Origin of the sequence: Thioclava sp. F1Mire-8, assembly GCF_002213165.1 — a bacterium.
Lineage (GTDB): Bacteria > Pseudomonadota > Alphaproteobacteria > Rhodobacterales > Rhodobacteraceae > Thioclava > Thioclava nitratireducens.
The window spans coordinates 1,370,727-1,396,757 of sequence record NZ_NBNY01000001.1 but is presented as its reverse complement, the minus strand read 5'-3'; the positions used below and the strand labels follow the sequence as shown (position 1 = coordinate 1,396,757).

Genomic DNA, 26,031 nt, shown 5'->3' with positions numbered 1-26,031 from the left:
CTTCTTGGTTCTCAGCTTGCGCCGCCCAGCAATTCGGCGGCGATGGTGGTGACGATCGGGCGGGCCTCGCGTTCGGTCATGCCGGGCTTCAGGCGCGGATCGTAAAGCATCTGAAGCAGCAGCTCGTCATGCTTGGTCAGCAGCGAGAATTCCTCGTCATCGTTGAAGATCGAGGGCCGCGCGCGTGGATAGTCATTCGCGAGGCCGAGCCCCTGAGCCAGCTCCTCGTGGATACAGCTGGTGCGCAGTTCCGGCGGGTGCTCGCCGCGGATCACCGCGACCGCGTCGGTATAGATCGGGCTGTCGCCCTGCGAGAAGGCGAAGACGACACAGTAGGTGGACAGCGGCAGGTTCGTGATCGCCTCGACTGAGCTTTCATCGATCCCCGGCACGAGTTGTCGCAGGCGCGGGCCGATCGCGCGACGCTCGTCTTCGTTGAGGAACAGCACGTGGAAATTGCCGCCATGCTTTACAACGCTGACCGGATGGCGCGAGGCGCTCGCGAGCTTGCCCGCATAGGCGCGCACTTCGGCGACATCCGAGGCGCGGTCGGTCTTGGGAATCGAGGCGCCGAAATCGACGTCCATCCGCACCGGTTTCTCCCAGCGCCGCAGCCGAGAGGGGGTCTGGCGGGCGACGAACCCGCCGCCCTGCGCCGCGTATTCGTCGTAGAGCGCGATATGGATAAAGTTCTGCACCAGTTGGCGCTGGTTGAACGGTGCATCGCGCGGCGCGACATCGGTGCGCAGCTGGCCGCGGCTTTCCATCTCGGCGGCGGTCTTGGCGAAATAGGCAGACATCTCTCGCGACAGCGCGCTCTGCTCCGTGACCTTGGAGCGGTCGAGATCGGCTGGCGCGCTGGGCGGGCGCGCGGTCTTGTCCGGTGCGAGCGGCGAGCCGCCCAAGCCCGGCGTGCAGGCCGAAAGGGCCAGCGCCGCCAGCCCTGCAAGAACCGGGAAGGCCGCACGCATCCGCATCATCCCGCAGCTCCGCCGGCCTGTGCGGAGGATTTCGCCGCCGACAGGGTGTTGCGCAGCTTGTCTTCCATCTCGATCAGTTCCTTCTCGGCATCGGCCCGCTTGCGCTTGCCTTCGTCGGCGATGCGCAGGCTGTCTTCGATCGTGGCGACCAGATCGGCATTGGCCGCTTTCACCGCCTCGATGTCGAAAACGCCGCGTTCCATTTCGGTGCGGATCTCGGCATTGGCTTCGCGCAGGTTCTTGGCGTTGGCGGTCAGCAGGTCGTTGGTGAGGTCATTCGCTTCGCGCACGGCGCCCGCCGCCTCGCGCGAGCGCTGGATCGTGACCGCCTGCGCCAGCTGAGTCTCCCAGAGAGGCACCGTGTTCACCAGCGTCGAGTTGATCTTGGTCACAAGGCTCTTGTCGTTTTCCTGGACCAGCCGGATCGAAGGCAGCGACTGCATCGTCACCTGACGCGTCAGTTTCAGATCATGCACCCGGCGTTCCAGATCGTCGCGCGCGGCGCGCAGATCGCGGACTTCCTGTGCCTTGAGTACTTTCTGATCTTCGGAAGCGGCTTCCATCTCTGTTTCTTTTGCAGGTATTTCCTGCGTGTCGAGCTGGGCCAGCTTTTCAACGCCCGCTGCAATGTAGAGCGCGAGCTCGTCGTAGAAATGCAGCGTCTTGTCGTAGAGCATATCGAGCGATTTGATGTCCTTGAGCAGGTTATGCTCGTGGCTCAGCAACTCGTCGGTGACGCGGTCGATCTGGCCCTGCACCTCCTCGAAGCGGGCGACGAAATTGCCAAACGGAGCGGCGCGGCCCAGCAGTTTCTCCCACCAGCTGCGCTTGCGGCGTACATCGAGTTCCGACACCGAGAAGCCGCGGATCGTGGTGACGATCTGGCGCAGGCTGTCCCCGGCGGGGCCGACATCCTTGTTCTTGACGCCCGAGAGCATTTCCTGGCTGATCGATTGCAGATCGGTCTGCGCGCGCGAACCGAAGCGGACGATCGAATTCGTGTCGCTCATGTCCAGCTCGGCCATGCGCTTGCGGATTTCCTCGGCGGTTTCCGGCGGAGCCTGATCGAGCGGGGTCACCGCCTCTGCCGGGCCCGGCTCGGGCAGCAGGGAGCCGCTGACACCTTCCACTTCGGTCATCAGCTCGGTCGCCTTCTGGCGGGTCGTCTCGGTCATCTCAGGGCCTCCTTGCGCCTGTCGGGACAGGTCCCGGGGTCACGTGTCACGTCACGCCTCGTCATGTCTTTCGGGTCGTCGGCACGACCCCTTCGCGCGCCAGCCGGTCGCGCAGAACGTCGATCTCGATTTCCAGCCCTTCGCGGCCGTCCTCCAGCATCTTCCTGGTGCGCGCGGTGAAATTCGCCTCCAGATCATCCAGCAGCGCCGCGTAATCGTCGCGTGCGGTCTGATCGCGGGTGTTGCGCCACAGGTCGGCGAACTTGATCGTCGCGTCGCGCGCGCCCTGCAGATAGACCGTCATGTAGCGCCGCGCCTGCGCCAGATCGCCGGGGTCTTCCTCGACCGCGCGGAACAGATCGCGGGCAGTGGTGGCGAATTGCTCGACCCGGCCGATCAGGACACGCTCGCCCGAGGGGGTGATCGCCTTGCGCATCTCTTCCAGATAGGCCTCGCCCTCCTTGACCACGCGGGCGACGCGCTCTTGCTGAAATTCATCGACGCCGTCCATCCCTTTGTCCTTCAGCGGATCGAGACCGAAGGTCACGAGCGAGACAACGGTGCCGATCGCGCCGATCCCGGCGGCTCCGATCACACCGAGGCCGGGCGCTTGTGCGCCGATGGCGAGGCCCAGCCCATAGGCGACCGAGCCCAGAATCTTCCGAGGAAAGGCGGGCCGCTTGGCCGAGGCGCGGGCGACATAGGCGAATTCCGCCCGCAGCCCCTCGCGGATCGTCCAGGCGGCGCCCGCGATCAGCGCGAAAGCCGCGAGCGCGCGGGCCAAGGTGAGGGGCCCGCTGCCGAAAGCGCTCAGCAGAAAGGGCAGGGCGGCGGCCACGATCCAGAACGGACGGCCTTCCTGGGGGTGGCGAGCATCGGGACGGCGATGGGGAGGTATGCTGCGGGGATCGTGCAGGTCGGGCCCGCTGGCCGGACCTTGGGGCGAGTATTTTCCGCCATAGCGTTGAGCCATCACACGCTCCCGGTGAACGCGACCGACAGCGTCAGCGCGATCATCAGCCAGAAAGCGATTCTTTTTTGCGCTTCGCGCGACATCGCCAGCCCCTGCCATCGGACGCGAATTCCGGCGTCCTGATAATATTTTATAAGCAGGCTGGCGGGTCTATGCCAGAGAGACGGTGTGAAATTCGCGTAAACCCGCCGAGGAAAAAAGTGAGGGGAAAACCACGGCGGTTTTCCCCTCACTCACAGCGTGTTTTCGCCGGTCAGTCGCGGTTGCCACCGCGCGGCTTGCCGCCGAAGGGCTTGCCGCCGGGTTTTCCGCCCGGCTTGCCGCCATGCGATTTGAAGCCGCCGGAACGTGCGAGCCGGTCGCCGCGCGCGTCGCCGTGGGATTTGAAGCCGCCCGAACGCGGTTTCCCGCCCGGTTTGCCACCATGCGATTTGAACCCGCCCGAGCGGGGCTTGTCGCCGCCACGGTCGTCGCGGCCCGCTTCGTCGCGGTCCCGGCTGAAGCGCGCCTTGTCGCCGAACTTCCCACTGGGCTTGCCGCCGAACTTCCCGCCGGAGCGGTCATCGCGGTCGCGGTTGAAGCTGGGCTTGTCGCCACGCGGCCCACGATCCGGACGGTCTCCACGATCCTTCGAGAAACGCGGACCCCGATCGCCGCGCTCGCCTTCATCGCGATGCGACTTGAAGCCACCGGCCCGCGGCTTGCGTGGCCCGTCGCGGAACGGGCGATCCTCGCGCCCGCCCTCTTCGCGGTCCTTGCGGAAGCGCGGCTTGTCGTCGCGGCTACCCTCGTCGCGGTCCCGGTTGAAGCGCGGCTTGTCGCCACGCGGCCCGCGATCCGGGCGGTCGCCCCGATCCTTCGAGAAGCGCGGCCCACGATCGCCGCGCTCGCCCCGATCTCCGCGGTCGCCCTCGTCACGATGCGATTTGAAGCCGCCCGTGCGCGGCTTGCGCGGACGATCCTCACGGCCGCCTTCGTCACGATCCTTGCGGAAGCGCGGCTTGTCATCGCGGCCGCCGTCATCGCGATCCCGCTTGAAGCGCGGCTTGTCGCCCCGGTCCTTGCGCTCGCCGCGCTCCGGGCGATCCCCACGCTCCTTGCGCTCGGGCTTCGCTTCGCCGCCCACCGGCTTGTCGTCGAGCAGGCCGCCCAGCTGGTCGCGCAGCATCTTGCGCTTCACTTCCATGACGTCGCCTGCCTTCATGTCCATCAGGCGGAACGGACCATAGCTGATCCGGATCAGGCGGTTCACCTGGAAGCCGATCTCGGTCATGGCGCGACGGATTTCGCGGTTGCGGCCTTCACGGATGCCCACGGTCAGCCACGCATTCGCGCCCTGCTGACGGTCGAGCGAGACCTCCATCGGCAGGAATTCTTCGCCGTCGATGGTTATGCCTTGGCGCAGCGGCTCGAAGCTCTGCTCGGTCGGGCGGCCATTCACGCGAACGCGGTATTTGCGCAGCCAGCCGGTCTCGGGCAGTTCCAGACGGCGCTTGAGGCCGCCGTCATTGGTCAAGAGAAGCAGGCCTTCGGAGTTGAGGTCGAGACGGCCCACGTTCAGCACGCGCGGCATGCCTTCGGGCATTTCGTCGAAAATCGTACGGCGGCCCTGTTCGTCCTTCTCGGTCGTGACCAGACCCAGCGGCTTGTAATAGAGCCACAGCCGCGTCTCCTGCGGTGCGTCGATCGCCTTGCCGTCGATGGTGATCTTGTCCGAGGCCGCCACGTCGAGTGCGGGCGAGTCGATCTGCTTGCCGTTCACCGCGACCTTGCCGGCGAGGATCATCTTCTCGGCGTCGCGGCGCGAGGCCACGCCGGAGCGCGCGATCACCTTGGCGACGCGTTCCTTCGCGGCGGATTTTTCGACGGATTTCGGGGCGGAATTTTCGGGAGTGTCGGTCATGTCCGGTTCCTTCTAGGGGAGGGGGCGCGCGAGTCGCTCGGGCGCGAAAGACCGCGATCTACACCTTTCCGAGGCGCGTGGGAAGCGTCTTGATAAGCGCGGATTTGCAAGCGATGAAGAGCCATGGAATTCCGGTCTTTCATGCAACAGGCGCTGGCAGAGGCGCGCGCGGCGGCCAAGCGCGGCGAAGTGCCCGTCGGCGCGGTGGTCGTCTCCCCTGACGGTAGGGTGGTGGCCTCTGCGGGCAACCGCACGCGCGAGCTGGGCGATCCGACGGCCCATGCCGAGATTCTCGCGATGCGCGACGCCTGTGCGCAGATCGGCTCGGAGCGGCTGCCCGGTTACGACCTCTATGTCACGCTCGAGCCCTGTCCGATGTGCGCCTCGGCGATCTCGCAGGCCCGGATCGCGCGGCTCTATTATGGCGCGGCCGATCCGAAATCGGGCGGCGTCGCGCAGGGGCCGCGCATCTTCGCGCATCCGCAGAGCCACCACGTGCCGGAAATCTACGACGGCATCGGGGCGGCGGAGGCCGAGGCGCTCCTGAAGGATTTCTTCGCAGCGCGCCGCTGAGCCTCGCCCGTCTGGACGCGTCTACTTTCATGTGGCATATCAAGCGTATCGCAGGCCCGAGGGGCCGCGATCCCCTATATCGAAGACGACCAGAAGGATCGGGAATGCGTTCGGCATTGCGTCTGCGCGAAGGTGGCCTTGCGGCCTATCAGCAAGAGATGAAATGGGTCGCGCTCGCCCTCGGCATCGCCTCCACCATTGCCATCGTGCAGAACTGGTACCCGCTCAACCTGTTTCTCAGCCTGCCATTCTGCCTGATCTGGGCCTATCACGCCTGGCTGCATACAGAGCGCCAGCTGAAATATCTCAACATCATGTTCACCGGTTTCTACCTCTACGGGATCGCGCGCTATTTCCTGGTGTCGCAGGGGCAGGGCTGAGGCGCGGGTCTTGTAACCCCGTCGGCCAGCGGGGATAGTCGCGCAAGACATTCGGGGATGATTTCATGAGCGACGAGAACGACAAGATACTCGAACAGGCCCGCCAGTTCATCGAGGCGATCCCGCATTCCCGCGCGCTGGGAATGGAGATGGACGAGATCCGCCCCGGCTGCGCGACCCTCTCGATGCCCTATGACACGCGCTTCGTGGGCGATCCTCGCACCGGCGTGATCCATGGCGGCGCCGTCTCGGCGCTGATGGATACCTGCGCGGGCGCCGCCGTGATGAGCCATCCGCAGGCCGGAGCCTCCACCGCAACGCTCGATCTGCGCATCGATTACATGCGCCCCGCCACGCCCGGCCAGCGGATCACCGCGCGGGCCGAATGCTATCACGTCACTCGCTCGGTGGCCTTCGTGCGTGCGACCACCCATGACGAGGACGCGGAGCGCCCCGTGGCGACTGCCACCGGTGCCTTCACCGTCTCGCGGCCCGACAAGCCCAAATCGGAGGGCCAGGCATGAGCCGTCCCAAGCCCGAACCCGTCCAGCAGGTCAAGCAGCGCCGTGACGGCGCGCTCAAGATGCTCGTCGAGGGCATTCCTTACGCGCAATTCCTCGGCATCGGTTTCGACCGGCGCGGCGACGAGCTGACCGGTGTTCTGTCCTATGATGACAAGCTGATCGGCAACCCGATGCTGCCCGCGATCCATGGCGGGGTGACGGCGGCCTTTCTAGAGGTCACCGCGATCATCGAGCTCAGCTGGTCCTACCTCTGGGACGATATCGAGGCGGGGCGGATCGATTTCGACGCGCTGACGCCCGAGAGCCTGCCGCGGCTGCCCAAGACGATCGACTTCACGGTGGATTACCTGCGCTCCGGCCTGCCGCGCGACGCCTATGCGCGGGCGCGGGTCAACCGCTCGGGGCGGCGTTACGCCAGCGTCCATGTCGAGGCGTGGCAAGACAACCGGACCCGGATCTTCGCGCAGGCGACCGGACACTTCCTGATGCCCGCGCGGGACGATACCTCCGCCAATGGCTGAGATTACCCATGCGCGGGTCCTGAAGATCGCGCTGCCCATCGTCCTCTCGAACGCCACGATCCCTATCCTCGGCGCGGTCGACACGGCTGTCGTCGGCCAGATCGGCCTGCCCGCGCCGATCGGGGCGGTGGGGATCGGAGCGGTGATCCTGTCCTCGCTCTACTGGATCTTCGGCTTCCTCCGGATGGGCACAACGGGGCTGGTGAGCCAGGCGCATGGGACGGGCGACACCGGCGAGGTGTCCGCCGGGCTGATGCGCGCGCTGATCATTGCGGGGATCGCCGGGCTGAGCCTCATCGTGCTGCAATTGCCGCTGTTCTGGGCCGCTTTTCAGCTTGCCCCAGCGAGCGACGAGGTCGAGGGTCTTGCCCGCGACTACCTGCAGATCCGCATCTGGGGCGCGCCGCTGACGATCTCGCTCTACGCTTTCACCGGATGGTTGATCGCGCTGGAGCGCACGCGCGGGGTCCTCTTGCTGCAGGTGGCGATGAACGCGTTGAACGTCGGGCTGGATCTTCTGTTCGTTCTCGGCTTCGGTTGGGGCGTGCAAGGCGTAGCCGGCGCCACGCTCATCTCCGAAATCGGCGGTGTGCTGCTGGCGCTTTGGCTGTGTCGCGCTGCCTTTGCGGGAGGGCTGTGGCGCGCGCGCGCGATCTTCGACCGCGTGAAACTGGCGACTATGGCGCGGGTGAATACCGACATCATGCTGCGCTCGATCCTGCTGCAGGCGAGCTTCACCTCCTTCCTGTTCCTCGGCGCGGGGCAGGGCGATGTGACCCTCGCGGCCAATCAGGTGCTGCTGCAATTCCTGCAGATCACGGCCTTCGCGCTGGACGGGTTCGCCTTCTCCGCCGAGAGCCTCGTCGGCCAAGCCGTGGGCGCGCATTCCGCGGCACGGCTGCGCCGGGCGAGCATCGTGTCCTCGCAATGGGGGATCGGTGGCGCGCTCGTGCTGGGCGCGGTCTTCCTGCTTGCAGGCCCCGCGATCATCGACCTGATGACGACCGCGCCGAATGTCCGCGTCGAGGCGCGCGACTACCTGATCTGGATCGCTGCCGCCCCGCTGATCGGGGGACCGGCCTGGATGCTCGACGGCATTTTCATCGGCGCGACCCTGACGCGCGAGATGCGCAACGCGATGGTCGTCTCGGTCGCGATTTACACGGTGTCGCTATTCGTGCTGATCCCGCTTTTCGGCAATCACGGCCTCTGGGCCGGGCTGATGATCCTCAACGCCACGCGCGGCCTGACGATGGCGCGGCTCTATCCCCGGGCCGAGTCGAAAGCTTCATCCGGGTAGAGGCGCGGCCCCTCTGACTGCGCCCCGCCTCTCCCTTCCCCTTGGGAGAAATATCCCGGGGGTGAGGGCGAAGCCCGAGGGGGCAGCGCCCCCTTCAGACGGTATCCAGGTAAAGCTCGGTCTGTTCCTGATCCGAGAGCTCCGCCATGTAATGCAGCTCCTGCCGCTTGGTCATGGCGAAATTGGTGATCAGTTCGCGGTCGAAGATGCGCGGCATGATCTCGCAATTCTGGAAGGCGTCGATCGCCTCTTCCCAGTCGGTGGGCATCTGCGGCAGGTCGAGCGCATAGGCGTTGCCTTTGATCGGCTCGGGCGCTTCCATCTTGTCTTCGATCCCGATCAGCGCCGCGCCCAGGATAGCGGCGATCATCAGGTAGGGGTTCACGTCGCCGCCCGCCACGCGATGCTCGATCCGGCGCGCCTGCGGGCCAGAGGCCGGGATACGCAGCGCTGAGGTGCGGTTCTCGTAGGCCCAGGCGATCCCAGTTGGCGCATGGGCGTCGGGCACCAGCCGGTCATAGCTGTTCTCATGCGGCGCGAAGATCAGCGCCGAGCCCGACATCGCAGCCAGACAGCCGGCGACCGCGTGGCGCATCTGATCCGAGCCCTGCGGCGTGCCGTCGTTGAAGATGTTGTTGCCCTCGGCGTCGAGCACGGAGAAATGCATATGCATGCCGTTGCCGGGCCATTCGTCGTACGGTTTCGCCATGAAGGACGCGGCGAAACCATGCGCGCGTGCCAGCCCTTTCACCAGCATCTTGAACAGCCAGCTGTCATCGGCGGCCTTCAGCGGGTCGGGTTGGTGGCTAAGGTTGATCTCGAACTGGCCGGGACCCGCTTCGGAGATCGCGGTATCGGCGGGAATATCCATCGCCTCGCAGGCGTCGTAGAGCTGGCTGAAGAAAATGTCGAACGCGTCGAGCGCGCGCAACGATAGCACCTCGCCGCCGGTGCGGCGTTTACCCGAGCGCGGCGAGGGCGGCACCCGCAGGGTCTTGCCGCTATCGTCGATCAGGAAGAATTCCAGCTCGGTCGCGACCACGGGGGTCAGCCCCAGAGCCTTGTAGCGTTCCACGACGCGGGCCAGCGCCTGCCGGGGATCGCCCGCATAGGGCGTGCCGTCCATGTGGAACATCCAGATCGGCAGCAGCGCCGTCGGCGCCGAGAGCCACGGCATCGGCAGGAAGCCCCGCTCTGTCGGCATCAGAAGGCCGTCGGCGTCGCCGGACTCGAACACAAGCGGGCTGTCTTCGACATCCTCGCCCCAGATGTCGAGGTTCATCACCGAATAGGGAAAGCGCGTCCCTTCGGTGAAAACCTTATCGGCGAAGCGGGCCGGCAGGCGCTTGCCGCGCGCCACCCCGTTGAGATCGGCCGCCGCCACGCGGATCGTGCGAACGTCGGGATGGTCGTGCAGCCAGTTCATGTGTCACCTGATAATCTGCGGCCTGAACCGGAAGCGCTTGCGGCTTTCCTGCGGCAGATGGCGGTTCAGGCGGCGGTTGATCACCCCGAAGACCGCGATGACGCAGAGCGTGAGCAGGATGAAATAGAACGCCGCGATCGGGTAGGGGATGAAGGGATTGAAGGTCTTGTCCGCGAAATATTTCGCGTAATAGAGCGCGTCGCCCTCCTGCCGGAACGCCGGGAAGCCCGAGAAGAACACGAGCGTGGTGGCGTGGAACAGGAAGATCGCCTCGTTGGTGTAGGACGGCCAACCGAGCCGGAGCATCGTCGGCCATGTCACGCGGCGGAATTTGGTCCAGCCGGTCATGCCATAGGCGTCCGCGGCTTCCATGTCGCCTTTCGGAACCGAGCGCAGCGCGCCGTAGAAAATCTCGGCGGCATAGGCGGAGGTGTTGAAGAACAGCACGATCAGGGCGCCTGCCCAGGCCCGCGTGATCCAGTCCGTCGCGACCGTGATGCCAAGGATCGGGAAGCCAGCCCGGGGCAGCATCGCGAAGGCCTCGTAGGCGAGGAAAAACTGGATGAAGAGCGGTGAGCCGCGGAACAGGAAAATGAACCAGTCCGCGGGTTTGCGGAAAATTGCACGTTCGGAGTTCTTCGCCACTGCCAGCGTGGTCGCGAGGAAGAAGCCCGCCAGAAGCGCGAGGATGCCGAAATAGAGGTTCCAGATCATCCCCGAGCCGATCAGGGTGAATTGCTGGCACATGGTGAAATCGGAGCGCGGCAGCAGCCGCTCGCCGATGCCCACGGACCGCAGACCGTAATCCGCGATGGTCTGAATGCAGCTCATGCGCCCGCCTTTCTCAGCGCTTCACCGGCAGCCGTGGCCTGCCCGAAGGAGAGGCGGCGGTTGATGCGCGCCAGCACGATCTCGGAGAGCTTGGTCATCACCAGATAGAAGACCAGCAGCGCGAGGAAGTAGTAGAGCCGCCAGTCGGGGTGTGGATAGGAGTAGATCTGCGACTTGGTCGCGCCGAGTTCGCGCGCCCAGTAGACGATATCCTCGATGCCCAGAAGGAACAGCAGAGGCGTCGCCTTGATGAGGATCATCCACAGGTTCGACAGGCCGGGGATCGCATAGGCCCACATCTGCGGGATCAGTACGCGGCGGTTCACCTGCGCGCGGGTCATGCCGTAAGCCTCGGCGGTCTCCAGCTGCGCGCGCGGCACGGCCTGCATCGCACCGAACAGCACGTTCGCGGCGAACGCCCCATAGACGATGGAGAAGGCCACCACGGCCAGCGCGAAGCCATAGGCCTCGTGGTAGAATTGTGGGGAGGTGCCGAGCGGGATTTTCGCCGCGGCACAGACGTGGAACTCGTTGCCCGTCCAGGCGGGGCCGGGGTCGGGGCAGATTGCGCGCGATTTCAGGTATTCGAGCCCCTGGTCCATCGCGATCGGCACGAAGAGGAAGAAGATGATATCCGGCACACCGCGCACCATCGCGATATAGCCGCGTCCCAGAAGCTTCAGCGGTGCGAGGGTCGACCGCGCGGCGAGCGCGCCCCCGAAACCGAAGATCAGCGCCACCGGCGCCGTCACGGCCAGCAGGATCAGCACGATCCCAAAGGAGCCATAGAACATCATGTGCTTGCCCGTTGTCAGGTAGCACAGAAGCCAGGAAAGCCCGTGAAGGGCGGAAGGATCGGAACAGCTGTTGAGCATCTGGATCGGTCGGGGGGCGCGCCGCGTGACCCGCCCCCCGCTTTCTGGATCAGTTTTTGAAGGTCAGCGCTTTGTCGCCGAAATACTTCTTGATCATCTCGTTGAGCGAGCCGTCGGCCTTCATTTTCGAGATCCCGTCATCGAGCTTGTTCTTGAGCTCGGTGTCGGACTTGCGCAGGCCGATGCCGATGCCCTTGCCCAGCGGCACGTCGTCGCCGACGAATTGCAGGTTGTCCTGACCGTCGAAGGGCTTGAGCGCGTCCTTGTCGGCGAAGACCGCGTCGGCCTCGCCGTTCTTCACCGCCGCGATCGTGTCGTCGAGCGTGGCGTATTCGGCGAGCGTCGCACCGCTTTCGGCGACATGGGCCGCCTGGATCGTGCCGGTCTGCGCCGCGACCACGGCGCCCTTGAGATCGACGTTCGGATCCATCGCGAGATAAGCGGAGGGCGCCGGCGGGTAGTAGGGCTGGGTGAAGTCGATCGATTTCTCGCGCTCGGCGGTGATCGACATGCCAGCGATGATGGTGTCGTAGTTGCCGCTCAGCAGGTTCGGGATGATCGAATCCCAGTCATTGGTGACCCAGGTGCAATCGAGGCTCTCCATCTCGCAGAGCTTGTCGCCCAGTTCGCGCTCGAAACCTGCAACTTCGCCGTTGTCGTCGATGTAGTTGTAGGGAGGGTAGGCGCCCTCGGTGCCCATGCGGACCGTTTCAGCCGCGGCAATGCCGGCCGACAGGCCGAGAATGGCGGCGGTCAGGATCAGTTTTTTCATCTTGGGTTCCCCGTTGTTTGTTCTTGGGTTGGTTCACGCCGGCGCGGTGGCCGACAGGAATTGTTGCAGGCGCGTCGATTTCGGCGCGCCGAACAGAGCCTCTGGCGGGCCCTCTTCCTCGATCTTGCCCTGGTGCAGGAAGACGACGTGGTCCGAGACGTCACGCGCCAGCCGCATGTCGTGGGTGACGAGGATCATGGTGCGGTGTTCGGCGGCGAGGTCCTTGATGACCTTCACCACCTCCTGCTGCAATTCGGGATCGAGCGCCGAGGTGGGCTCGTCGAAAAGAAGCGCCTTGGGCTCCATGCACAGCGCCCGCGCGATCGCCGCCCGCTGCTGCTGGCCGCCCGAGAGCTGCGCGGGCCAGGCGTCGCATTTGTCGCCGATGCCGACCTTCGCCAGCAATTCGCGCGCCAGCTTCTCGACCTTTGCCTTGTCGCGGCCCAGCACCGTCACCGGCGCTTCCATCACGTTCTGCAGGATCGTCATGTGGGCCCAGAGGTTGAACTGCTGGAACACCATCGACAGGTTCGTGCGGAAGCGGGTGACTTGCGCGCGGTCGGCGGGACGACGATTGAGTCCCTCGCCACGCCAGGCGACGTGCTCGCCCTCGAAGATCACGTCGCCCTTCTGGCTGTCTTCGAGCAGGTTGCAGCACCGCAAGAGGGTCGACTTGCCCGAGCCCGAAGAGCCGATCAGCGACACCACGTGGCCGCGTGGGGCGGTGATCGAGACGCCCTTGAGCACCTCGAGCGAGCCGTAGCTCTTGTGAAGGTCACGGATTTCGATGACGGGCGCGTCTTGGGGCGCAGGCTCGTTTCGGGTCACGCAGGCAGCTTCTCTTTGTCCATCCGCGCAATCTGGCGCGATTTGGCCGATGATTGCAACTGCGTCTGCCCGGTTGACGATGGGGAAGGGGCCGAAATCACGAGCATCTGAGGAAAAAATATGCGTGAACCGGTCGCGCCTCCACGCCGGCCTGTCCCTCTAACTCAGCTTCGGCGGGCCTCGACGCGCTGCCGCGCCACCGCCGAATCGACATCGTTGACGCCGAGAAGCTTCGCCGCGAGACGGATCAGCGCGTCCTCATGGGCGTCGCGCACCCCGTCGGCCAGCGCCACGTCCCACAGCGCCTCGATCACGCCGGTGCGGTCCTCGTAGGCGACCTTGTCCTTCAGCGCGCGGGTGAAGCGGACGGTATCGGGCGCACCCGCCTCGACCTCTTCGGCGCGCTTGCGCATCTCGGTCGCCTCGAAGCTCGAAAGCCCGTTGCGCTGCGCGAGAACCCGGTCGATCCGGATCTTCTCGTCTTCGGTATAGTTTTCATCCGACCGCGCGAGCCGCACCAGAAGTGCGCCTAGCGCCAATTCGCGATCTTCCCCCTCCATCGGATCGGGGGCGGGATCGTTGAGCATATCGAAAAGGCGTCCAAACATAAGCGTAGAGATAAGCGATGCGCGGCGCAGGGCAAGTCACGGATGCGAAAGCCCTGCGCACATCTCTCGCCTTCAGCCGACTTTCACGACCATCTTGCCGAAATTGCGGCCCTCCAGCAGATCGTAAAGCGCCTGCGGCGCGGCCTCTAGTCCCTCCACCACCTGCTCCTTGTACTGAACTTTGCCCTCTTTCAGCCAGCCGGTCATCGCCTCCGAGAATTCCTGATAAAGCTCGATCGGGAAGCTGTCGAAGATGATGAAACCCTGCACCTTCACCTTCATGCGCAGGATCGTCGACAGGATCTGCGGCCCGTGATCGGGTCCCTCGGGCAGGCCTTGCAGGTTATACCACGCGACCATGCCGCAGACCGGCATTCGCGCGAAGGGGTTGAGAAGCGGCAGCACGCCGTAAAGCACCTTGCCGCCGACATTCTCGAAATAGACGTCGATGCCGTTTGGGCAGGCCGCGGCCAGTTGTTCGGCGAAATCCTCGGCGCGGTGATCGATGCAGGCGTCAAACCCCAGGGTCTCGGTGACATGGGCGCATTTCTCGGCTCCGCCCGCGACGCCGACGACGCGGCAGCCCTTGATCTTGGCGATCTGGCCGACCGTTGCGCCCACGGGCCCGGAGGCGGCGGCAACCACAACAGTCTCGCCGGGTTTCGGCTCGCCGATCTTCAGCAGGCCCGCGTAGGCCGTGTAGCCCGGCATCCCGAGAATCCCCAAGGCCCAGCTCGGGTTCTCCGGCTCCGGCCCGAGATTGAGTACCTGCGTGCCATCCGAGACGAAGAAATCCTGCCAGCCTGAGGGCGAGAGCACGTAATCGCCCTTCGAGAAGCCCGCGACATCGCTCTCCATGACCTCGGCCACGACCTGACCGGTCATCACGCCGCCGATCTCGACCGGGGTGGCGTAGGATTTCGCATCCGACATCCGCCCGCGCATATAGGGGTCGAGCGACAGATAGACGGTGCGCAGCAGCATCTCGCCCTTGCCGGGCCGCGGCACGGCCTCGGTTTCCAGTTTCAGCGTGTTCTCGTTCGGCGCGCCTTTCGGGCGCTCGGCGAGGATGATCTTGCGGTTGGTGTCTTGGGTCTGAGCCATGAAAGCCTCCTGTTTGAGAGGCCAGCTAGCACGCGGTTTGCACGGGGAAAGGGGGCGCTGCCCCCTCGGGCTTCGCCCTCACCCCCGGGATATTTCGACAAGCCCGAATGCCAGAGGTTTCCGGGGCGTCCTCGGGCTTGCGGAAATATCCCTGGGATGAATTTCCGAAGGAGAGAAGGGACAGCGCCCCTTAGCTGCGCGCGGCTTTCTCGGCGATGCCGGAGGTGCCCTCGCGGCGCTCCAGTTCCGCCAGCACATCGGCCAGCTTCACGTCGCGTGCCGCCAGCATCACCAAGAGGTGATAAAGGACATCAGCCGCCTCGTAGGTCAGGTTTTCGCGGTCGTCTTTCGCTGCGGCGATGATAGCCTCCACCGCTTCCTCACCGAATTTCTCGGCGCATTTCTCCGGGCCCTTGGCCAGCAGCTTCGCGGTCCAGGAGGTGTCGGGATCGGCGCCCTTGCGGCTCTCGATGGTCGCGGCGAGTTGGTCCAGAATGCTCATTGCAGCCTCATCGGAATGCCCGCGGCGGCCATATATTCCTTGGCTTCGCGGATCGTGTATTCTCCGAAGTGGAAGATCGAGGCGGCGAGTACGGCCGAGGCGCCGCCTTTCGTTACGCCTTCCACCAGGTGATCGAGATTGCCGACACCGCCGGAAGCGATCACCGGCACGTCCACCGCGTCCGAAATCGCCTTCGTCAGCTCCAGATTGAAGCCTGCGCGGGTACCGTCGCGATCCATCGAGGTCAGCAGGATTTCCCCCGCGCCCTTCGCGGTCACGGTGTGGGCGAATTCCACCGCATCGATGCCGGTGGGCTTGCGCCCGCCATGGGTGAAGATTTCCCAGCGGCCCGGCTCCACGGTCTTTGCGTCGATCGCGCAGACGATGCACTGACTGCCAAAGCGGTCGGCCGCCTCGGTGATGACGTTCGGATCCGCCACGGCGGCGGAGTTGAACGAGACCTTGTCGGCGCCCGCCAGCAGGAGTGCGCGCACGTCTTCATGGGTGCGCACGCCGCCGCCCACGGTGAGCGGCATGAAACATTGCTCGGCGGTGCGGGTCACCAGATCGAACATGGTGCCGCGGTTTTCATGGGTCGCGTGGATGTCTAGGAAACACAGCTCGTCTGCGCCTGCCGCGTCATAGGCCTTCGCGGCCTCGACCGGGTCGCCCGCGTCGATCAGGTTCACGAAATTGACGCCTTTCACGACGCGGCCATCGGCGACGTCGAGACAGGGAATAATGCGGGTCTTCAGCATGGGCGGCGCTCCTTTGGCGCTTTCATAACGCGCGGGTGCCGCGAGGCAAAGGGGCAGAGTGCTCAGATCGGCTCGACGGGGCAATGCGGCAGAAGGCGGCGCACCATCGCGGCGGAACACAGGTCAGTGGCGGGGGTGGTCACGGTGGCCGCGGCGCCTGCCGCGCCGTGCTGCAACGCCTCGTGGAAAGGTTTGCCGCGGGAGAGCGCGAGTGTGAAAGCCCCGACGAAACTGTCGCCCGCGCCCACTTTCGAGACGACATCGACCTTAGGCGCGACGGCAAACCAGCGCGCGTCCTTGGTGGCGAGCACGTTGCCATCCGAGCCGCGCGCGACGATCACCGCATGTGCCAGTCCGCGCTGCACGAGGCTTTGCGCGAAGTCGGCGCTGTCGCTGCGCTCGGGCAGTTTGCGGCCCGCCAACTCCTCGGCCTCCAGTTCGTCCATCCGCAGGACGTCGGCGGGTTGCGCCTTGCTTTCCATCAACTGGTGCAGAGCCTTGCCGGAGGTGTCGAGGAAAAGCCGCGCCTTGGTCCGGGCCATTTTCGTCGCCAGCCGCGCGGGGAAATCCTCGGGCACGCCGGGCGGTTGCGAGCCGGACAGCACGACGATCCCGTCTTCAGGGGCGGCGCGCGCGATCCGGCTGAGCGCCTTGGCGACATCGCGCGCGCCCCAGTCCGGCCCGGGCATCACGAAGCGGTATTGCGCGCCCGTGCTCTGGTCGGTGGCAGTCAGGCTCATCCGCGTCTCGCCCGGCGCGGGGTAGGGGAAGAGAGCGATCCCGGCCTCGGCGAGAAGCCGCATCACCCGGTCCCCGGTGGTGCCGCCAAGGGCGACGAAGGCCGTGGAATTGCCGCCCAAGGCAGCGATCGCGCGGCTGACATTCAACCCGCCGCCCCCCGGATCGGTCAGCGGCCGCGTGCAGCGCAGCTTGCGCTCGGGCGCGATTTCGGGGGTTTCGATCGACAGATCGACCGTCGGGTTGAGCGTGATCGTGAGGATCGAGGTCATCGCAGGCTCCGAAGCCGTGGTGGGTATCGGGATCATCGCAGCTAACGATCTGCGATCAAGGGGGCGTGCGGGATTGAGGTAGTGGGCGCCCGGACGGCGAAAGGACCGTCCGGACAATCGAAACGATGGATCAGACGTTGAGCTGATAGGTGATCGGGTGGAAGTGGAAGCCGGTGTCGAGTGCCTCGAGATGACCCACGCCCGGGAAGGGCATGTGGTAGCCGATGAAAGCCAGTTTGTCGGCGGCGACACGGCCCAGAAGCTCCTTGCGGGTCTTCGCGGCCATCTCCTTGTCCATATCGTATTTCACTTCCCATTCCGGGCGCTGAAGCGACCAGACATAGTGGTTCGACGTGTCGGCAGCGAGCATCAGACCTTTGCCGCCCGACTCCACCATGAAAGCCATATGGCCCGGCGTGTGGCCGAAGGCTTCGACCGCCGAGATGCCGGAGACGACCGAATCGCCACCCTTGAGGTAGCTCATCTTCTCGGCCAGCGGACGGACCTTGGCCTCGAACGTGTCGTTGCCCGCGTTCGACCAATGGTCGAATTCCTTTTGGCCGGTGATGTAGGCAGCATTGGCGAAGGTCTCGCCGCCATCGCCCATCAGCCCGCCGATATGGTCGCCATGCATATGGGTGATCACGACGTGGGTGATGTCCTCGGGCGAGTGCCCAGCGGCGGCGAGCGCCGAGGTGATCCCCTCGGGCGACAGGCCGGTGTCGAAGAGGATTTTCTCCGAGCCGGTTTCGATCAGGGTCGGGGTGAAGAAGTTAAGCGACTTGTCCGCAGGGATGTAATTGGCCTCAGAGAGCTTGGCGAAGTCCTCGGGGCTGGCGTTCATGCCGAAGATCGTCTGCGGCTCTTCCAGCTCGCGCGATCCGGCGAGCAGCGTGGTGATCGTCAGATCTCCCATCTGCATCCGACGATAGCGCGGGATCGCGGGCGGGGTTTCGTTCGCGCTTTGCGCGGCGGCGCCGGTCCCGGTCAGAAGCGCGGGGGCGGCGGGCAGGAAAGCGGCGGTTTTCAATGCTGTACGGCGGGTCATGAAGGTCCTGGTCATCGGGTCTCTCCCTCTCGATGGTTGATCTTCGCATGTCGAAGTCGAGCGCTTCGCGCCGCTCCCACAGACTCGTGAACGTAGCGTGAGCCGCTTCGGTTCACTCCCACCAGCGATCGATCGAAGAAATATCGCCGTCGGACCACCCGAGGTGATGCGCCAATTCGTGCACGAAAACATGGGTGACGAGGGCACCGAGGGGCTCGTTGCCGCGCGAGACCCACTCGTCGAGGATCGGACGTCGGAAGAGCCAGATCACATCCGCGTGGCCACCGGGGTCCATCACGGATTTCTCGGTCAACGGGATGCCGTCATAGAGCCCGGTCAGCTCGAAAGGGTCTTCGATGCCGAGATCGCCGAGCATCGCTTCGGAGGCGAACTCTTCCACCCGGATCGCGACCTCTGCCGCAGCTTTCGCGAAAGCCGGGGGCAGGGCGGCGCGCGCGGCCTCGGCCAGCGCCTCGATCTCCTCGATGCCCGGCGCCGTGACATCCGCCCAATCGTAACCCTCGCCCATCGCCGCCTCCAAGCCGCTCTGCACCTCTCGCATGGCCCCTCATATGGACAAACGCACCGCCTTGTGAAAGAGCAGGCGCCAACAGGAGTTTGCCCAGATGACCACCGTTACCCGTTTCGCCCCGTCGCCCACCGGCTATATCCATGTCGGCAACCTGCGCACCGCGCTGATGAACTACCTGATCGCCCGCAAGACCGGCGGTCAATTCATCCTGCGCCTTGACGACACCGATCAGGAGCGCTCGAAGCAGGAATATATCGACGCACTGAAGCAGGATCTCGAATGGCTCGGCATCGAGTGGGACCGGGAAGAGCGCCAGTCGCTGCGGCTCGACCGCTATGCCGAGGTGGCAGAACAGCTGAAGGCCGACGGTAAGCTTTATGAATGCTTCGAGAGCCCGACCGAGCTGGACCTCAAGCGCAAGAAACAGCTGAACATGGGTCGCCCGCCGGTCTATGACCGCGCCTCGATGCATCTGTCGGATGCCGAAAGAGACGCGCTTCGCGCCGAGGGCAAGGAAGGATATTGGCGCTTCAAACTGGAACTCGAGCGGATCGAGTGGAAAGACGGCATCCTTGGCGATCTGTCGATTGATGCGGCAAGCGTGTCCGATCCGGTGCTGATCAAGGCCTCGGGGCAGGTGCTCTATACCTTCGCCTCACCGGTCGACGACGCGGATATGGGCATCACCCATATCGTGCGCGGCGGCGATCACGTCACCAATACCGCGACGCAGATCCAGATCATCGAGGCGATCGGCGGCAAGGTTCCGAACTTTGCACACCATTCGCTGCTGACCGGCCCGCAGGGCGAGGAACTGTCGAAACGTCTCGGTGCGCTCTCGATCCGCGATCTGCGCGCCGAAGGGATCGCCCCCGAGGCGCTGCTGTCGATGATGGCGCGTCTGGGCTCGAGCCAGCCGATCGAGCTGAAGATGTCGATCGACGAGCTGGCGGACGGGTTCGATCTGAACCATTTCGGCTCGGCGCCCACGAAATTCGACCCAGCGGACCTGATCCCGCTGACCCGCGCGCGCAACCAACACCTGCCGTTCGAGGCGGTGGCGGACCGCATCGCGGAACTCGGTATCCCCGAGGAGCAGCGCGAGCGTTTCTGGAAGGTCGCCTCGCAGAATATCGACAAGCTCGACGATCTGAAGGGCTGGGCCGATCTGTGCCTGAACGGCGCGGAGCCTGCGATCGACGAGGAAGATCGCGAGTTCATCGCGCAGGCTATGACGATGCTGCCCGCGCCGCCCTATTCCGACACCACGTGGAAGGACTGGACTTCTGAGGTGAAGGAGGCGACCGGGCGCAAGGGCAAGGGCCTGTTCATGCCGCTGCGCAAGGCCGTGACCGGCATGGCGCACGGGCCCGATATGGGCGAGCTGATGCCGCTTCTGCACAAGGTTCCGGCGCGCGGCTGACGGCTCCGCCGCAGGCTCGTGAGATCAATTCGAAAGGCGCGAGGGATTTTCCTCGCGCTTTTTGTTTCGGCAATTCGCGATCTCGTGAGGTCGTTTTCGGCGGCGAAGCGGCGGTTTTGGCGATTGGGGCTTGTCAGTCGCGCGGAGGCTCAGGTAATCGGGAGAAGTCGGATACGGGAGAATCCGGGGGTAACCTCGGTGCCGAAGGAGCAACCGCCCCGGTAAACTCTCAGGCAAAAGGACCGTGCCCGACGAAGGACTCTGGAGAGTGATGGCTGCGTGCAATCGCGGCATCCGCCGAAGGGATAACGATCTCAGGCGTCTGCATCGCAGGCACGGACAGAGGGGGCATCGGGCGAGCCGGAGGGCTCATGAATCGATGCCGGATCATCCGGTTGAAGGGGAGGCCGCGATGAGCGAGTTGAAACGCACACCGCTATACGATCTGCATCTGGAACTGGGCGCCAAGATGGTGCCGTTCGCGGGCTACGAGATGCCCGTGCAATATCCGCTGGGCGTGATGAAGGAACACCTGCACACCCGTGCCAAGGCCGGGCTGTTCGATGTCAGCCACATGGGACAGGTGATCGTGCCGGGCGAAGGCGCTGCCGAGGCGTTCGAGGCGCTGGTGCCGGTCAGCCTGATGGGCCTGAAAGAGGGTCGCCAGCGCTATGCGATGTTCACCGATGAGAATGGCGGCATTCTCGATGACCTGATGGTGGCGAACCGAGGCGATCATCTCTTCGTCGTGGTGAACGCGGCCTGCAAGGAAGACGACATCGCGCATATGCGGGCGCATCTGGAATCGGTCGAGGAACTCACCGACCGCGCGCTTCTGGCGCTGCAAGGGCCTGCCGCCGAAGGCGTTCTTGAGGCTCTGGTGCCCGGCACCGCCAAGATGCGCTTCATGGATGTGGGCGTCTATCACTGGAACGGGACGGAGCTTTGGATCTCGCGCTCGGGCTATACCGGTGAAGACGGCTACGAGATTTCCGTGCCCGCGGACCGCGCGGTGGAATTTGCCCGCAAACTGCTCGCCGATGAGGCGGTCGAGTCAATCGGGCTCGGCGCGCGCGACAGCCTGCGACTGGAAGCGGGGCTTTGCCTCTACGGCCATGACATCGACACCACGACGACTCCGGTCGAGGGCAACATCGCCTGGGCGATCCAGAAGGTGCGCCGCAAGGGTGGGGAGCGCGAAGGCGGCTTCCCTGGGGCGGATCGCATCCTGAGCGAACTGGAAAACGGCCCGAGCCGCCTCCGTATGGGGCTTCGCCCTGAGGGTCGCGCGCCGATGCGCGAAGGCGTGGAAATCTTCGCCGGACCCGAGGGCGGTCAGCCTATCGGGCGTGTGACCTCGGGCGGTTTCGGCCCCTCGATCGAGGCACCGATGGCGATGGCCTATCTGCCCGCAGACACGAAGGAAGGCGCCACCGTCTATGGCGAGGTGCGCGGCAAGCGTCTGCCCGCCAGGGTCGTGGCGATGCCTTTCCGCCCTGCAACCTACAAACGCTGAACAACCAACCGGGAGACATTCCATGAAATTCACCGAAGACCACGAGTGGCTCAAGACCGAAGGCGACGTCGTGATCGTGGGCATCACCGAGCACGCCTCCGAGCAGCTGGGCGATGTCGTATTCGTCGACCTGCCCGATGTGGGCGACACGGTCGAGAAGGGCGACGAGATCTGCGTGATCGAGTCGGTCAAGGCCGCCTCCGACATCCTCGCGCCGCTCGACGGCGAGATCGTCGCGATCAACGAGGATCTGGCCGACAACCCGGCGCTCGTGAACGAAGACCCGCTGGGCAAGGCGTGGTTCTTCAAGATGAAACTCACCGACGCTTCCGCGCTCGACGGCTTTATGGACGAGGCCGCTTACAAAGACTTCATCGGGTAATATCCATGACCTTCACCCCCACGACTTACGACAGTTACGATTTCGCCAATCGCCGCCATATCGGCCCCTCACCGGCCGAGATGGAGGAGATGCTCAAGGCCGTGGGGGCGCCGGACCTCGACGCGCTGATCGCCGAGACGGTGCCGAAAAGCATCCGTCAGGCCGAGCCGCTGGGCTGGGCGCCGCTGACCGAATACGGGCTGCTGCAGAAGATGGAAGGCGTCGCGAAGAAGAACCGCGTGATGACCAGCCTGATCGGGCAGGGCTATTATGGCACCGTCACGCCGCCCGCGATCCAGCGCAACATTCTGGAAAACCCGGCTTGGTACACGGCCTATACGCCCTATCAGCCCGAAATCGCGCAGGGGCGTCTCGAGGCGCTTCTGAACTTCCAGACGATGGTGTCGGACCTGACCGGGCTGCCGGTCGCCAATGCTTCGTTGCTCGATGAGGCGACGGCGGCGGCGGAAGCCATGGCGATGGCGCAGCGCGTGTCGAAATCGAAGGCCACTGCCTTCTTCGTCGATGAGAATTGCCACCCGCAGACCATCGGCGTGATCCGGACCCGCGCGGAGCCGCTGGGGATCGAGGTGATCGTGGGCGCGCCCGAAACGCTCGAAGCCGAGAAGGTCTTCGGCGCGATCTTCCAATATCCGGGCACCTATGGCCATGTCCGCGACTTCACCGCCGAATGCGAGGCGCTTCATGCCGCGAAGGCCGTGGCCGTGGTCGCGACCGATCTGCTCGCGCTGTGCCTGCTGAAAGAGCCGGGCGCGATGGGCGCCGATATCGCCGTAGGCTCCGCGCAGCGCTTCGGTGTGCCGATGGGCTATGGCGGCCCGCATGCGGCCTTCATGTCCTCCACCGACGCGATGAAACGCGCGATGCCCGGGCGGATCGTCGGCGTCTCCATCGACAGCCGAGGCAACCGCGCCTACCGCCTGAGCCTTCAGACTCGCGAGCAGCATATCCGCCGCGAGAAGGCGACCTCGAATGTCTGCACCGCGCAGGCGCTCCTCGCCGTGATGGCGAGCTTCTACGCCGTGTTCCACGGTCCCGTCGGTCTGCGCGCGATCTCCGAACGTGTGCACCTGCTGACGGTGCAACTGGCCGAGGCGCTGAAAGCCGCAGGCGCCGTGGTGGAGCCCTCGAATTTCTTCGACACGATCACCGTCGAGGTGGGCGTGGGCCAGCAGGGCATCCTCGCCGCCGCCCGCCATCGCGGGATCAATCTGCGCAAGGTGGGCCGCGATCGGGTCGGTATCTCGCTCGACGAGACGAGCGATCCGGGCGTCGTCGCCAAGGTGCTCGACGCCTTCGGGATCACCGACCCCGCGCCGAAGGCGACGCAGCCCGCGGTGCCCGATGCGCTGCTGCGCGAGAGCGACTACCTCACCCATCCGGTCTTCCACATGAACCGCGCCGAATCCGAGATGATGCGCTACATGCGCAGGCTCTCGGATCGCGACCTCGCGCTCGACCGCGCAATGATCCCGCTGGGCTCGTGCACGATGAAGCTGAATGCAGCGGCAGAGATGATGCCGCTCACATGGCCGGAATTCGGCACGTTGCATCCGTTCGTGCCGCTCGATCAGGCGCAGGGTTATGCGGAGATGATCGACGATCTGACCGCGAAACTGTGCGAGATCACCGGTTACGATGCCTTCTCGATGCAGCCCAATTCGGGCGCACAGGGCGAATATGCAGGGCTTCTCACCATCGCCGCCTATCACCGCGCCAATGGCGACGATCAGCGCGATGTCTGCCTGATCCCGATGTCGGCGCATGGCACGAACCCGGCCTCGGCGCATATGGCGGGGATGAAGGTCGTCGTCGTGAAATCGGCGCCCAACGGCGACGTCGATCTCGAAGATTTCGAAGCGAAGGCTGCAGAGGCGGGCGACAAGCTCGCGGCCTGCATGATCACCTATCCCTCGACCCATGGCGTGTTCGAGGAGACGGTAAAGCGCATCTGCGACATCACCCACGAATATGGCGGTCAGGTCTATCTCGATGGCGCGAACCTCAATGCGCTGGTGGGGCTGGTGAAACCGGGCGAGATCGGCTCGGATGTGAGCCACCTCAACCTGCACAAGACCTTCGCGATCCCGCATGGCGGTGGTGGCCCGGGCATGGGGCCGATCGGGGTGAAATCGCACCTCGCACCCTACCTGCCCGGCCACCCCGAGACCGGCGGCGAAGAGGGACCGGTGAGTGCCGCGCCCTATGGCTCCGCCTCGATCCTGCTGATCTCCTGGGCCTATATCCTGATGATGGGCGGGCCGGGCCTGACGCAGGCGACCCGCGTGGCGATCCTCGCTGCCAATTACATCGCTGCGAAGCTGAAAGAGGGCTACCCGATCCTCTTCATGGGCAATCGTGGACGTGTCGCGCATGAATGCATCATCGACACGCGGCCCTTCGCGGAGGTGGGCGTGACGGTGGACGACATCGCCAAGCGCCTGATGGATAACGGCTTCCACGCCCCCACGATGAGCTGGCCGGTCGCTGGCACGCTGATGGTGGAGCCTACCGAATCCGAGACCAAGGCCGAGATCGACCGCTTCATCACCGCGATGCTCTCGATCCGTGACGAGATCCGCGACATCGAGGCGGGCGAGATCACCCCCGAGGATAGCCCGCTGCGCCACGCGCCGCACACGGTCGAAGACCTCGTGGCCGATTGGGACCGGAAATACACCCGCGAGCAGGGGTGCTTCCCGGCAGGCGCCTTCCGCGTCGACAAATACTGGCCGCCCGTGGGCCGGGTCGACAACGTCTTCGGCGACCGCAACCTGATCTGCACCTGCCCGCCGGTCGAGAGCTACGCCGACGCGGCAGAGTAGCCGCCAGCCAAAATGACGAAAGGCCGGAGCACCGCGCTCCGGCCTTTCTCTTCTTCTCGATAAAAATATCTAGGCGCGCCGGTTACTTCACAGGGTTGCGGTAGATCACGCGGCGCAGCGAGCCGGTCTTCGACCGCATCAGCATCGTCTCGGATTCGATATAGGTCGGCTCGCGCTTCACGCCCTTCACGATGGACCCGTCGGTCACGCCGGTCGCGGCGAAGATCACGTCCGAGCGCACCATGTCGTCGCGCGCATAGACCTTGTCGAGATCGGTGATGCCCGCCTTCTTCGCGCGGCCCCGCTCGTCGTCGTTGCGGAACAACAGCTTGCCCCACATCTGGCCGCCCATGCATTTCAGCGCCGAGGCTGCCAGCACACCCTCGGGTGCGCCGCCCGAACCCATATACATGTCGATGCCGGTGAAATCGGGCTCGGCGCAGTGAATGACACCCGCCACGTCGCCATCGGTGATGAGGCGGATCTTTGCGCCGGTCTCGCGGACCTCGGCGATCATGTCCTCATGGCGCGGACGGTCGAGGATGCAGACCGCAATGTCCTTGGTTTCGACGCCTTGTGCCTTGGCCAGTGCCTGGACGCGCTCGGTCGGGGTCATATCGAGCGAGACCACGTCCTTCTCGTAGCCCGGGCCGATCGCGAGCTTGTCCATGTAGACGTCGGGCGCGTGCAGCATCGTGCCGCGCGGCGCCATCGCGATCACGGTCAGCGCGTTGGGCATGTCCTTTGCAGTCAGCGTCGTGCCTTCCAGCGGGTCGAGCGCGATATCCACCTCGGGGCCGACGCCCTGGCCGACTTCCTCGCCGATATAGAGCATCGGCGCCTCGTCGCGCTCGCCTTCCCCGATGACCACGGTGCCCCGGATTTCCAGCTTGTTGAGCTGATCGCGCATCGCGTTCACCGCCGCCTGATCGGCGGCCTTCTCGTCGCCGCGACCGATCAGGTCGGCTGATGCATGAGCCGCCGCTTCCGACACGCGGGCGAGGCCCAGCGAAAGCATGCGGTCGTTGAAATCAATCGGAGGGGTCATTTAGGTCTTCCTGTCTGCCTGGGCGTTACGGGCTGCGGACAGGTAAAGCCTGTGGGAGACCGAAGGGCAACCCCGGGAGCGCTAACATGCGGGGCGAGCCCCTGTCGCGGCGAAAAATGGCGCGCAAGCCGGGGTCTTATGCCGTTTGCGGTGTGAAAAGATACGGCGATGTAACCGGCGTGAGAGGATAGGG

At 65.0% G+C, this 26,031-nt stretch carries 26 protein-coding genes and 1 riboswitch; of the genes, 9 read left to right on the top strand and 17 right to left on the bottom strand.

The window, feature by feature from the left end:
• Nucleotides 1-11: 11 nt before the first annotated feature.
• From B6V75_RS06370 to B6V75_RS06355, 4 genes are all read right to left on the bottom strand, one after another.
• Entirely contained in the window at nucleotides 12-980 is a 969-nt protein-coding gene (locus B6V75_RS06370) for a DUF2927 domain-containing protein (RefSeq protein ID WP_233243024.1), read from the bottom strand.
• Entirely contained in the window at nucleotides 977-2,155 is a 1,179-nt protein-coding gene (locus tag B6V75_RS06365; RefSeq protein ID WP_088719071.1) for a toxic anion resistance protein, read from the bottom strand. The genes B6V75_RS06370 and B6V75_RS06365 overlap by 4 nt, the downstream gene beginning before the upstream one ends.
• A 61-nt stretch (nucleotides 2,156-2,216) precedes the next feature.
• Nucleotides 2,217-3,128 (bottom strand): 5-bromo-4-chloroindolyl phosphate hydrolysis family protein, encoded by a 912-nt coding sequence (locus tag B6V75_RS06360; protein ID WP_088719070.1) that lies wholly within the window; start codon nucleotides 3,126-3,128, stop codon nucleotides 2,217-2,219.
• Between the two features lie 253 nt (nucleotides 3,129-3,381).
• Nucleotides 3,382-5,031: a pseudouridine synthase gene (locus tag B6V75_RS06355; protein WP_088719069.1), complete on the bottom strand. Its 1,650-nt coding sequence runs from the start codon at nucleotides 5,029-5,031 to the stop codon at nucleotides 3,382-3,384.
• A 123-nt stretch (nucleotides 5,032-5,154) separates the two neighbouring features.
• Between B6V75_RS06355 and B6V75_RS06350 the strand changes: the two genes are divergently transcribed.
• From B6V75_RS06350 to B6V75_RS06330, 5 genes are all read left to right on the top strand, one after another.
• Entirely contained in the window at nucleotides 5,155-5,604 is a 450-nt protein-coding gene (locus B6V75_RS06350; RefSeq protein WP_075776155.1) for a nucleoside deaminase, read from the top strand.
• Nucleotides 5,605-5,708: 104 nt separating this feature from the next.
• Entirely contained in the window at nucleotides 5,709-5,984 is a 276-nt protein-coding gene (locus B6V75_RS06345) for a peptidase (RefSeq protein WP_088719068.1), read from the top strand.
• A gap of 65 nt (nucleotides 5,985-6,049) precedes the next feature.
• Complete coding sequence (locus B6V75_RS06340) at nucleotides 6,050-6,508, top strand: PaaI family thioesterase (protein ID WP_088719067.1); 459 nt, start codon at nucleotides 6,050-6,052, stop codon at nucleotides 6,506-6,508.
• Nucleotides 6,505-7,029 (top strand): PaaI family thioesterase, encoded by a 525-nt coding sequence (locus B6V75_RS06335; RefSeq protein ID WP_075776152.1) that lies wholly within the window; start codon nucleotides 6,505-6,507, stop codon nucleotides 7,027-7,029. Before B6V75_RS06340 ends, B6V75_RS06335 begins: the two co-directional genes overlap by 4 nt.
• Nucleotides 7,022-8,329 (top strand): MATE family efflux transporter, encoded by a 1,308-nt coding sequence (locus B6V75_RS06330; protein WP_088719066.1) that lies wholly within the window; start codon nucleotides 7,022-7,024, stop codon nucleotides 8,327-8,329. Before B6V75_RS06335 ends, B6V75_RS06330 begins: the two co-directional genes overlap by 8 nt.
• A gap of 94 nt (nucleotides 8,330-8,423) precedes the next feature.
• On the opposite strand, the gene B6V75_RS06325 is transcribed toward B6V75_RS06330, so the two are convergent.
• The 12 genes from B6V75_RS06325 to B6V75_RS06270 all read right to left on the bottom strand — a co-directional run bounded on the left by B6V75_RS06325 (nucleotide 8,424) and on the right by B6V75_RS06270 (nucleotide 18,620).
• Entirely contained in the window at nucleotides 8,424-9,755 is a 1,332-nt protein-coding gene (locus B6V75_RS06325; protein ID WP_088719065.1) for a glutamine synthetase family protein, read from the bottom strand.
• Between the two features lie 3 nt (nucleotides 9,756-9,758).
• Nucleotides 9,759-10,586, bottom strand: a complete 828-nt coding sequence (locus B6V75_RS06320; RefSeq protein ID WP_075776149.1) for an ABC transporter permease subunit — start codon at nucleotides 10,584-10,586, stop codon at nucleotides 9,759-9,761.
• Nucleotides 10,583-11,461 (bottom strand): ABC transporter permease subunit, encoded by an 879-nt coding sequence (locus tag B6V75_RS06315; protein ID WP_075776148.1) that lies wholly within the window; start codon nucleotides 11,459-11,461, stop codon nucleotides 10,583-10,585. The genes B6V75_RS06320 and B6V75_RS06315 overlap by 4 nt, the downstream gene beginning before the upstream one ends.
• Before the next feature lie 49 nt (nucleotides 11,462-11,510).
• Entirely contained in the window at nucleotides 11,511-12,233 is a 723-nt protein-coding gene (locus tag B6V75_RS06310; protein ID WP_075776147.1) for a transporter substrate-binding domain-containing protein, read from the bottom strand.
• 33 nt (nucleotides 12,234-12,266) lie between these two features.
• On the bottom strand, nucleotides 12,267-13,061 hold the full coding sequence (locus B6V75_RS06305) for an amino acid ABC transporter ATP-binding protein (RefSeq protein ID WP_088719064.1): 795 nt from the start codon (nucleotides 13,059-13,061) through the stop codon (nucleotides 12,267-12,269).
• A 164-nt stretch (nucleotides 13,062-13,225) separates the two neighbouring features.
• A complete protein-coding gene (locus tag B6V75_RS06300) occupies nucleotides 13,226-13,648 on the bottom strand; it encodes a TerB family tellurite resistance protein (protein ID WP_240496911.1) in 423 nt (140 codons plus the stop codon).
• A 93-nt stretch (nucleotides 13,649-13,741) separates the two neighbouring features.
• Nucleotides 13,742-14,773: an NADP-dependent oxidoreductase gene (locus B6V75_RS06295; protein WP_088719063.1), complete on the bottom strand. Its 1,032-nt coding sequence runs from the start codon at nucleotides 14,771-14,773 to the stop codon at nucleotides 13,742-13,744.
• 190 nt (nucleotides 14,774-14,963) lie between these two features.
• Nucleotides 14,964-15,275 (bottom strand): phosphoribosyl-ATP diphosphatase, encoded by a 312-nt coding sequence (locus B6V75_RS06290; RefSeq protein ID WP_088719062.1) that lies wholly within the window; start codon nucleotides 15,273-15,275, stop codon nucleotides 14,964-14,966.
• Nucleotides 15,272-16,033, bottom strand: a complete 762-nt coding sequence (gene hisF, locus B6V75_RS06285) for an imidazole glycerol phosphate synthase subunit HisF (RefSeq protein ID WP_088719061.1) — start codon at nucleotides 16,031-16,033, stop codon at nucleotides 15,272-15,274. Before hisF ends, B6V75_RS06290 begins: the two co-directional genes overlap by 4 nt.
• 62 nt (nucleotides 16,034-16,095) lie before the next feature.
• On the bottom strand, nucleotides 16,096-17,043 hold the full coding sequence (locus B6V75_RS06280) for a 1-phosphofructokinase family hexose kinase (RefSeq protein ID WP_075776141.1): 948 nt from the start codon (nucleotides 17,041-17,043) through the stop codon (nucleotides 16,096-16,098).
• A 130-nt stretch (nucleotides 17,044-17,173) separates the two neighbouring features.
• Entirely contained in the window at nucleotides 17,174-18,106 is a 933-nt protein-coding gene (locus B6V75_RS06275) for an MBL fold metallo-hydrolase (RefSeq protein ID WP_088719060.1), read from the bottom strand.
• A gap of 97 nt (nucleotides 18,107-18,203) precedes the next feature.
• Nucleotides 18,204-18,620 (bottom strand): metallopeptidase family protein, encoded by a 417-nt coding sequence (locus B6V75_RS06270; protein ID WP_088719403.1) that lies wholly within the window; start codon nucleotides 18,618-18,620, stop codon nucleotides 18,204-18,206.
• A 97-nt stretch (nucleotides 18,621-18,717) separates the two neighbouring features.
• On the opposite strand from B6V75_RS06270, the gene gltX reads away from it, so the two are divergent.
• The 4 genes from gltX (at nucleotide 18,718) to gcvP (ending at nucleotide 24,790) form a co-directional block, all read left to right on the top strand.
• Nucleotides 18,718-20,046, top strand: coding sequence for a glutamate--tRNA ligase (gltX, locus tag B6V75_RS06265; protein ID WP_088719059.1), 1,329 nt, complete (start codon nucleotides 18,718-18,720; stop codon nucleotides 20,044-20,046).
• A gap of 164 nt (nucleotides 20,047-20,210) precedes the next feature.
• Nucleotides 20,211-20,301: riboswitch (glycine riboswitch) on the top strand.
• A 157-nt stretch (nucleotides 20,302-20,458) separates the two neighbouring features.
• A complete protein-coding gene (gene gcvT / locus B6V75_RS06260; protein ID WP_088719402.1) occupies nucleotides 20,459-21,562 on the top strand; it encodes a glycine cleavage system aminomethyltransferase GcvT in 1,104 nt (367 codons plus the stop codon).
• Nucleotides 21,563-21,584: 22 nt separating this feature from the next.
• On the top strand, nucleotides 21,585-21,944 hold the full coding sequence (gene gcvH, locus B6V75_RS06255; RefSeq protein ID WP_088719058.1) for a glycine cleavage system protein GcvH: 360 nt from the start codon (nucleotides 21,585-21,587) through the stop codon (nucleotides 21,942-21,944).
• Between the two features lie 5 nt (nucleotides 21,945-21,949).
• Nucleotides 21,950-24,790, top strand: coding sequence for an aminomethyl-transferring glycine dehydrogenase (gcvP, locus tag B6V75_RS06250; RefSeq protein ID WP_075776137.1), 2,841 nt, complete (start codon nucleotides 21,950-21,952; stop codon nucleotides 24,788-24,790).
• An 82-nt stretch (nucleotides 24,791-24,872) separates the two neighbouring features.
• On the opposite strand, the gene glpX is transcribed toward gcvP, so the two are convergent.
• A complete protein-coding gene (gene glpX, locus B6V75_RS06245; RefSeq protein ID WP_075776136.1) occupies nucleotides 24,873-25,838 on the bottom strand; it encodes a class II fructose-bisphosphatase in 966 nt (321 codons plus the stop codon).
• Between the last annotated feature and the right edge of the window lie 193 nt (nucleotides 25,839-26,031).

What these genes read in the sequence shown, in the direction of transcription:
- B6V75_RS06370 (WP_233243024.1), bottom strand. Translation starts at nt 980, where the DNA reads ATGATGCGGATGCGTGCGGCCTTCCCGGTTCTTGCAGGGCTGGCGGCG.
- B6V75_RS06365 (WP_088719071.1), bottom strand. Translation starts at nt 2,155, where the DNA reads ATGACCGAGACGACCCGCCAGAAGGCGACCGAGCTGATGACCGAAGTG.
- B6V75_RS06360 (WP_088719070.1), bottom strand. Translation starts at nt 3,128, where the DNA reads ATGGCTCAACGCTATGGCGGAAAATACTCGCCCCAAGGTCCGGCCAGC.
- B6V75_RS06355 (WP_088719069.1), bottom strand. Translation starts at nt 5,031, where the DNA reads ATGACCGACACTCCCGAAAATTCCGCCCCGAAATCCGTCGAAAAATCC.
- B6V75_RS06350 (WP_075776155.1), top strand. Translation starts at nt 5,155, where the DNA reads ATGGAATTCCGGTCTTTCATGCAACAGGCGCTGGCAGAGGCGCGCGCG.
- B6V75_RS06345 (WP_088719068.1), top strand. Translation starts at nt 5,709, where the DNA reads ATGCGTTCGGCATTGCGTCTGCGCGAAGGTGGCCTTGCGGCCTATCAG.
- B6V75_RS06340 (WP_088719067.1), top strand. Translation starts at nt 6,050, where the DNA reads ATGAGCGACGAGAACGACAAGATACTCGAACAGGCCCGCCAGTTCATC.
- B6V75_RS06335 (WP_075776152.1), top strand. Translation starts at nt 6,505, where the DNA reads ATGAGCCGTCCCAAGCCCGAACCCGTCCAGCAGGTCAAGCAGCGCCGT.
- B6V75_RS06330 (WP_088719066.1), top strand. Translation starts at nt 7,022, where the DNA reads ATGGCTGAGATTACCCATGCGCGGGTCCTGAAGATCGCGCTGCCCATC.
- B6V75_RS06325 (WP_088719065.1), bottom strand. Translation starts at nt 9,755, where the DNA reads ATGAACTGGCTGCACGACCATCCCGACGTTCGCACGATCCGCGTGGCG.
- B6V75_RS06320 (WP_075776149.1), bottom strand. Translation starts at nt 10,586, where the DNA reads ATGAGCTGCATTCAGACCATCGCGGATTACGGTCTGCGGTCCGTGGGC.
- B6V75_RS06315 (WP_075776148.1), bottom strand. Translation starts at nt 11,461, where the DNA reads ATGCTCAACAGCTGTTCCGATCCTTCCGCCCTTCACGGGCTTTCCTGG.
- B6V75_RS06310 (WP_075776147.1), bottom strand. Translation starts at nt 12,233, where the DNA reads ATGAAAAAACTGATCCTGACCGCCGCCATTCTCGGCCTGTCGGCCGGC.
- B6V75_RS06300 (WP_240496911.1), bottom strand. Translation starts at nt 13,648, where the DNA reads ATGCTCAACGATCCCGCCCCCGATCCGATGGAGGGGGAAGATCGCGAA.
- B6V75_RS06295 (WP_088719063.1), bottom strand. Translation starts at nt 14,773, where the DNA reads ATGGCTCAGACCCAAGACACCAACCGCAAGATCATCCTCGCCGAGCGC.
- B6V75_RS06290 (WP_088719062.1), bottom strand. Translation starts at nt 15,275, where the DNA reads ATGAGCATTCTGGACCAACTCGCCGCGACCATCGAGAGCCGCAAGGGC.
- hisF (WP_088719061.1), bottom strand. Translation starts at nt 16,033, where the DNA reads ATGCTGAAGACCCGCATTATTCCCTGTCTCGACGTCGCCGATGGCCGC.
- B6V75_RS06280 (WP_075776141.1), bottom strand. Translation starts at nt 17,043, where the DNA reads ATGACCTCGATCCTCACGATCACGCTCAACCCGACGGTCGATCTGTCG.
- B6V75_RS06275 (WP_088719060.1), bottom strand. Translation starts at nt 18,106, where the DNA reads ATGACCAGGACCTTCATGACCCGCCGTACAGCATTGAAAACCGCCGCT.
- B6V75_RS06270 (WP_088719403.1), bottom strand. Translation starts at nt 18,620, where the DNA reads ATGGGCGAGGGTTACGATTGGGCGGATGTCACGGCGCCGGGCATCGAG.
- gltX (WP_088719059.1), top strand. Translation starts at nt 18,718, where the DNA reads ATGACCACCGTTACCCGTTTCGCCCCGTCGCCCACCGGCTATATCCAT.
- gcvT (WP_088719402.1), top strand. Translation starts at nt 20,459, where the DNA reads ATGAGCGAGTTGAAACGCACACCGCTATACGATCTGCATCTGGAACTG.
- gcvH (WP_088719058.1), top strand. Translation starts at nt 21,585, where the DNA reads ATGAAATTCACCGAAGACCACGAGTGGCTCAAGACCGAAGGCGACGTC.
- gcvP (WP_075776137.1), top strand. Translation starts at nt 21,950, where the DNA reads ATGACCTTCACCCCCACGACTTACGACAGTTACGATTTCGCCAATCGC.
- glpX (WP_075776136.1), bottom strand. Translation starts at nt 25,838, where the DNA reads ATGACCCCTCCGATTGATTTCAACGACCGCATGCTTTCGCTGGGCCTC.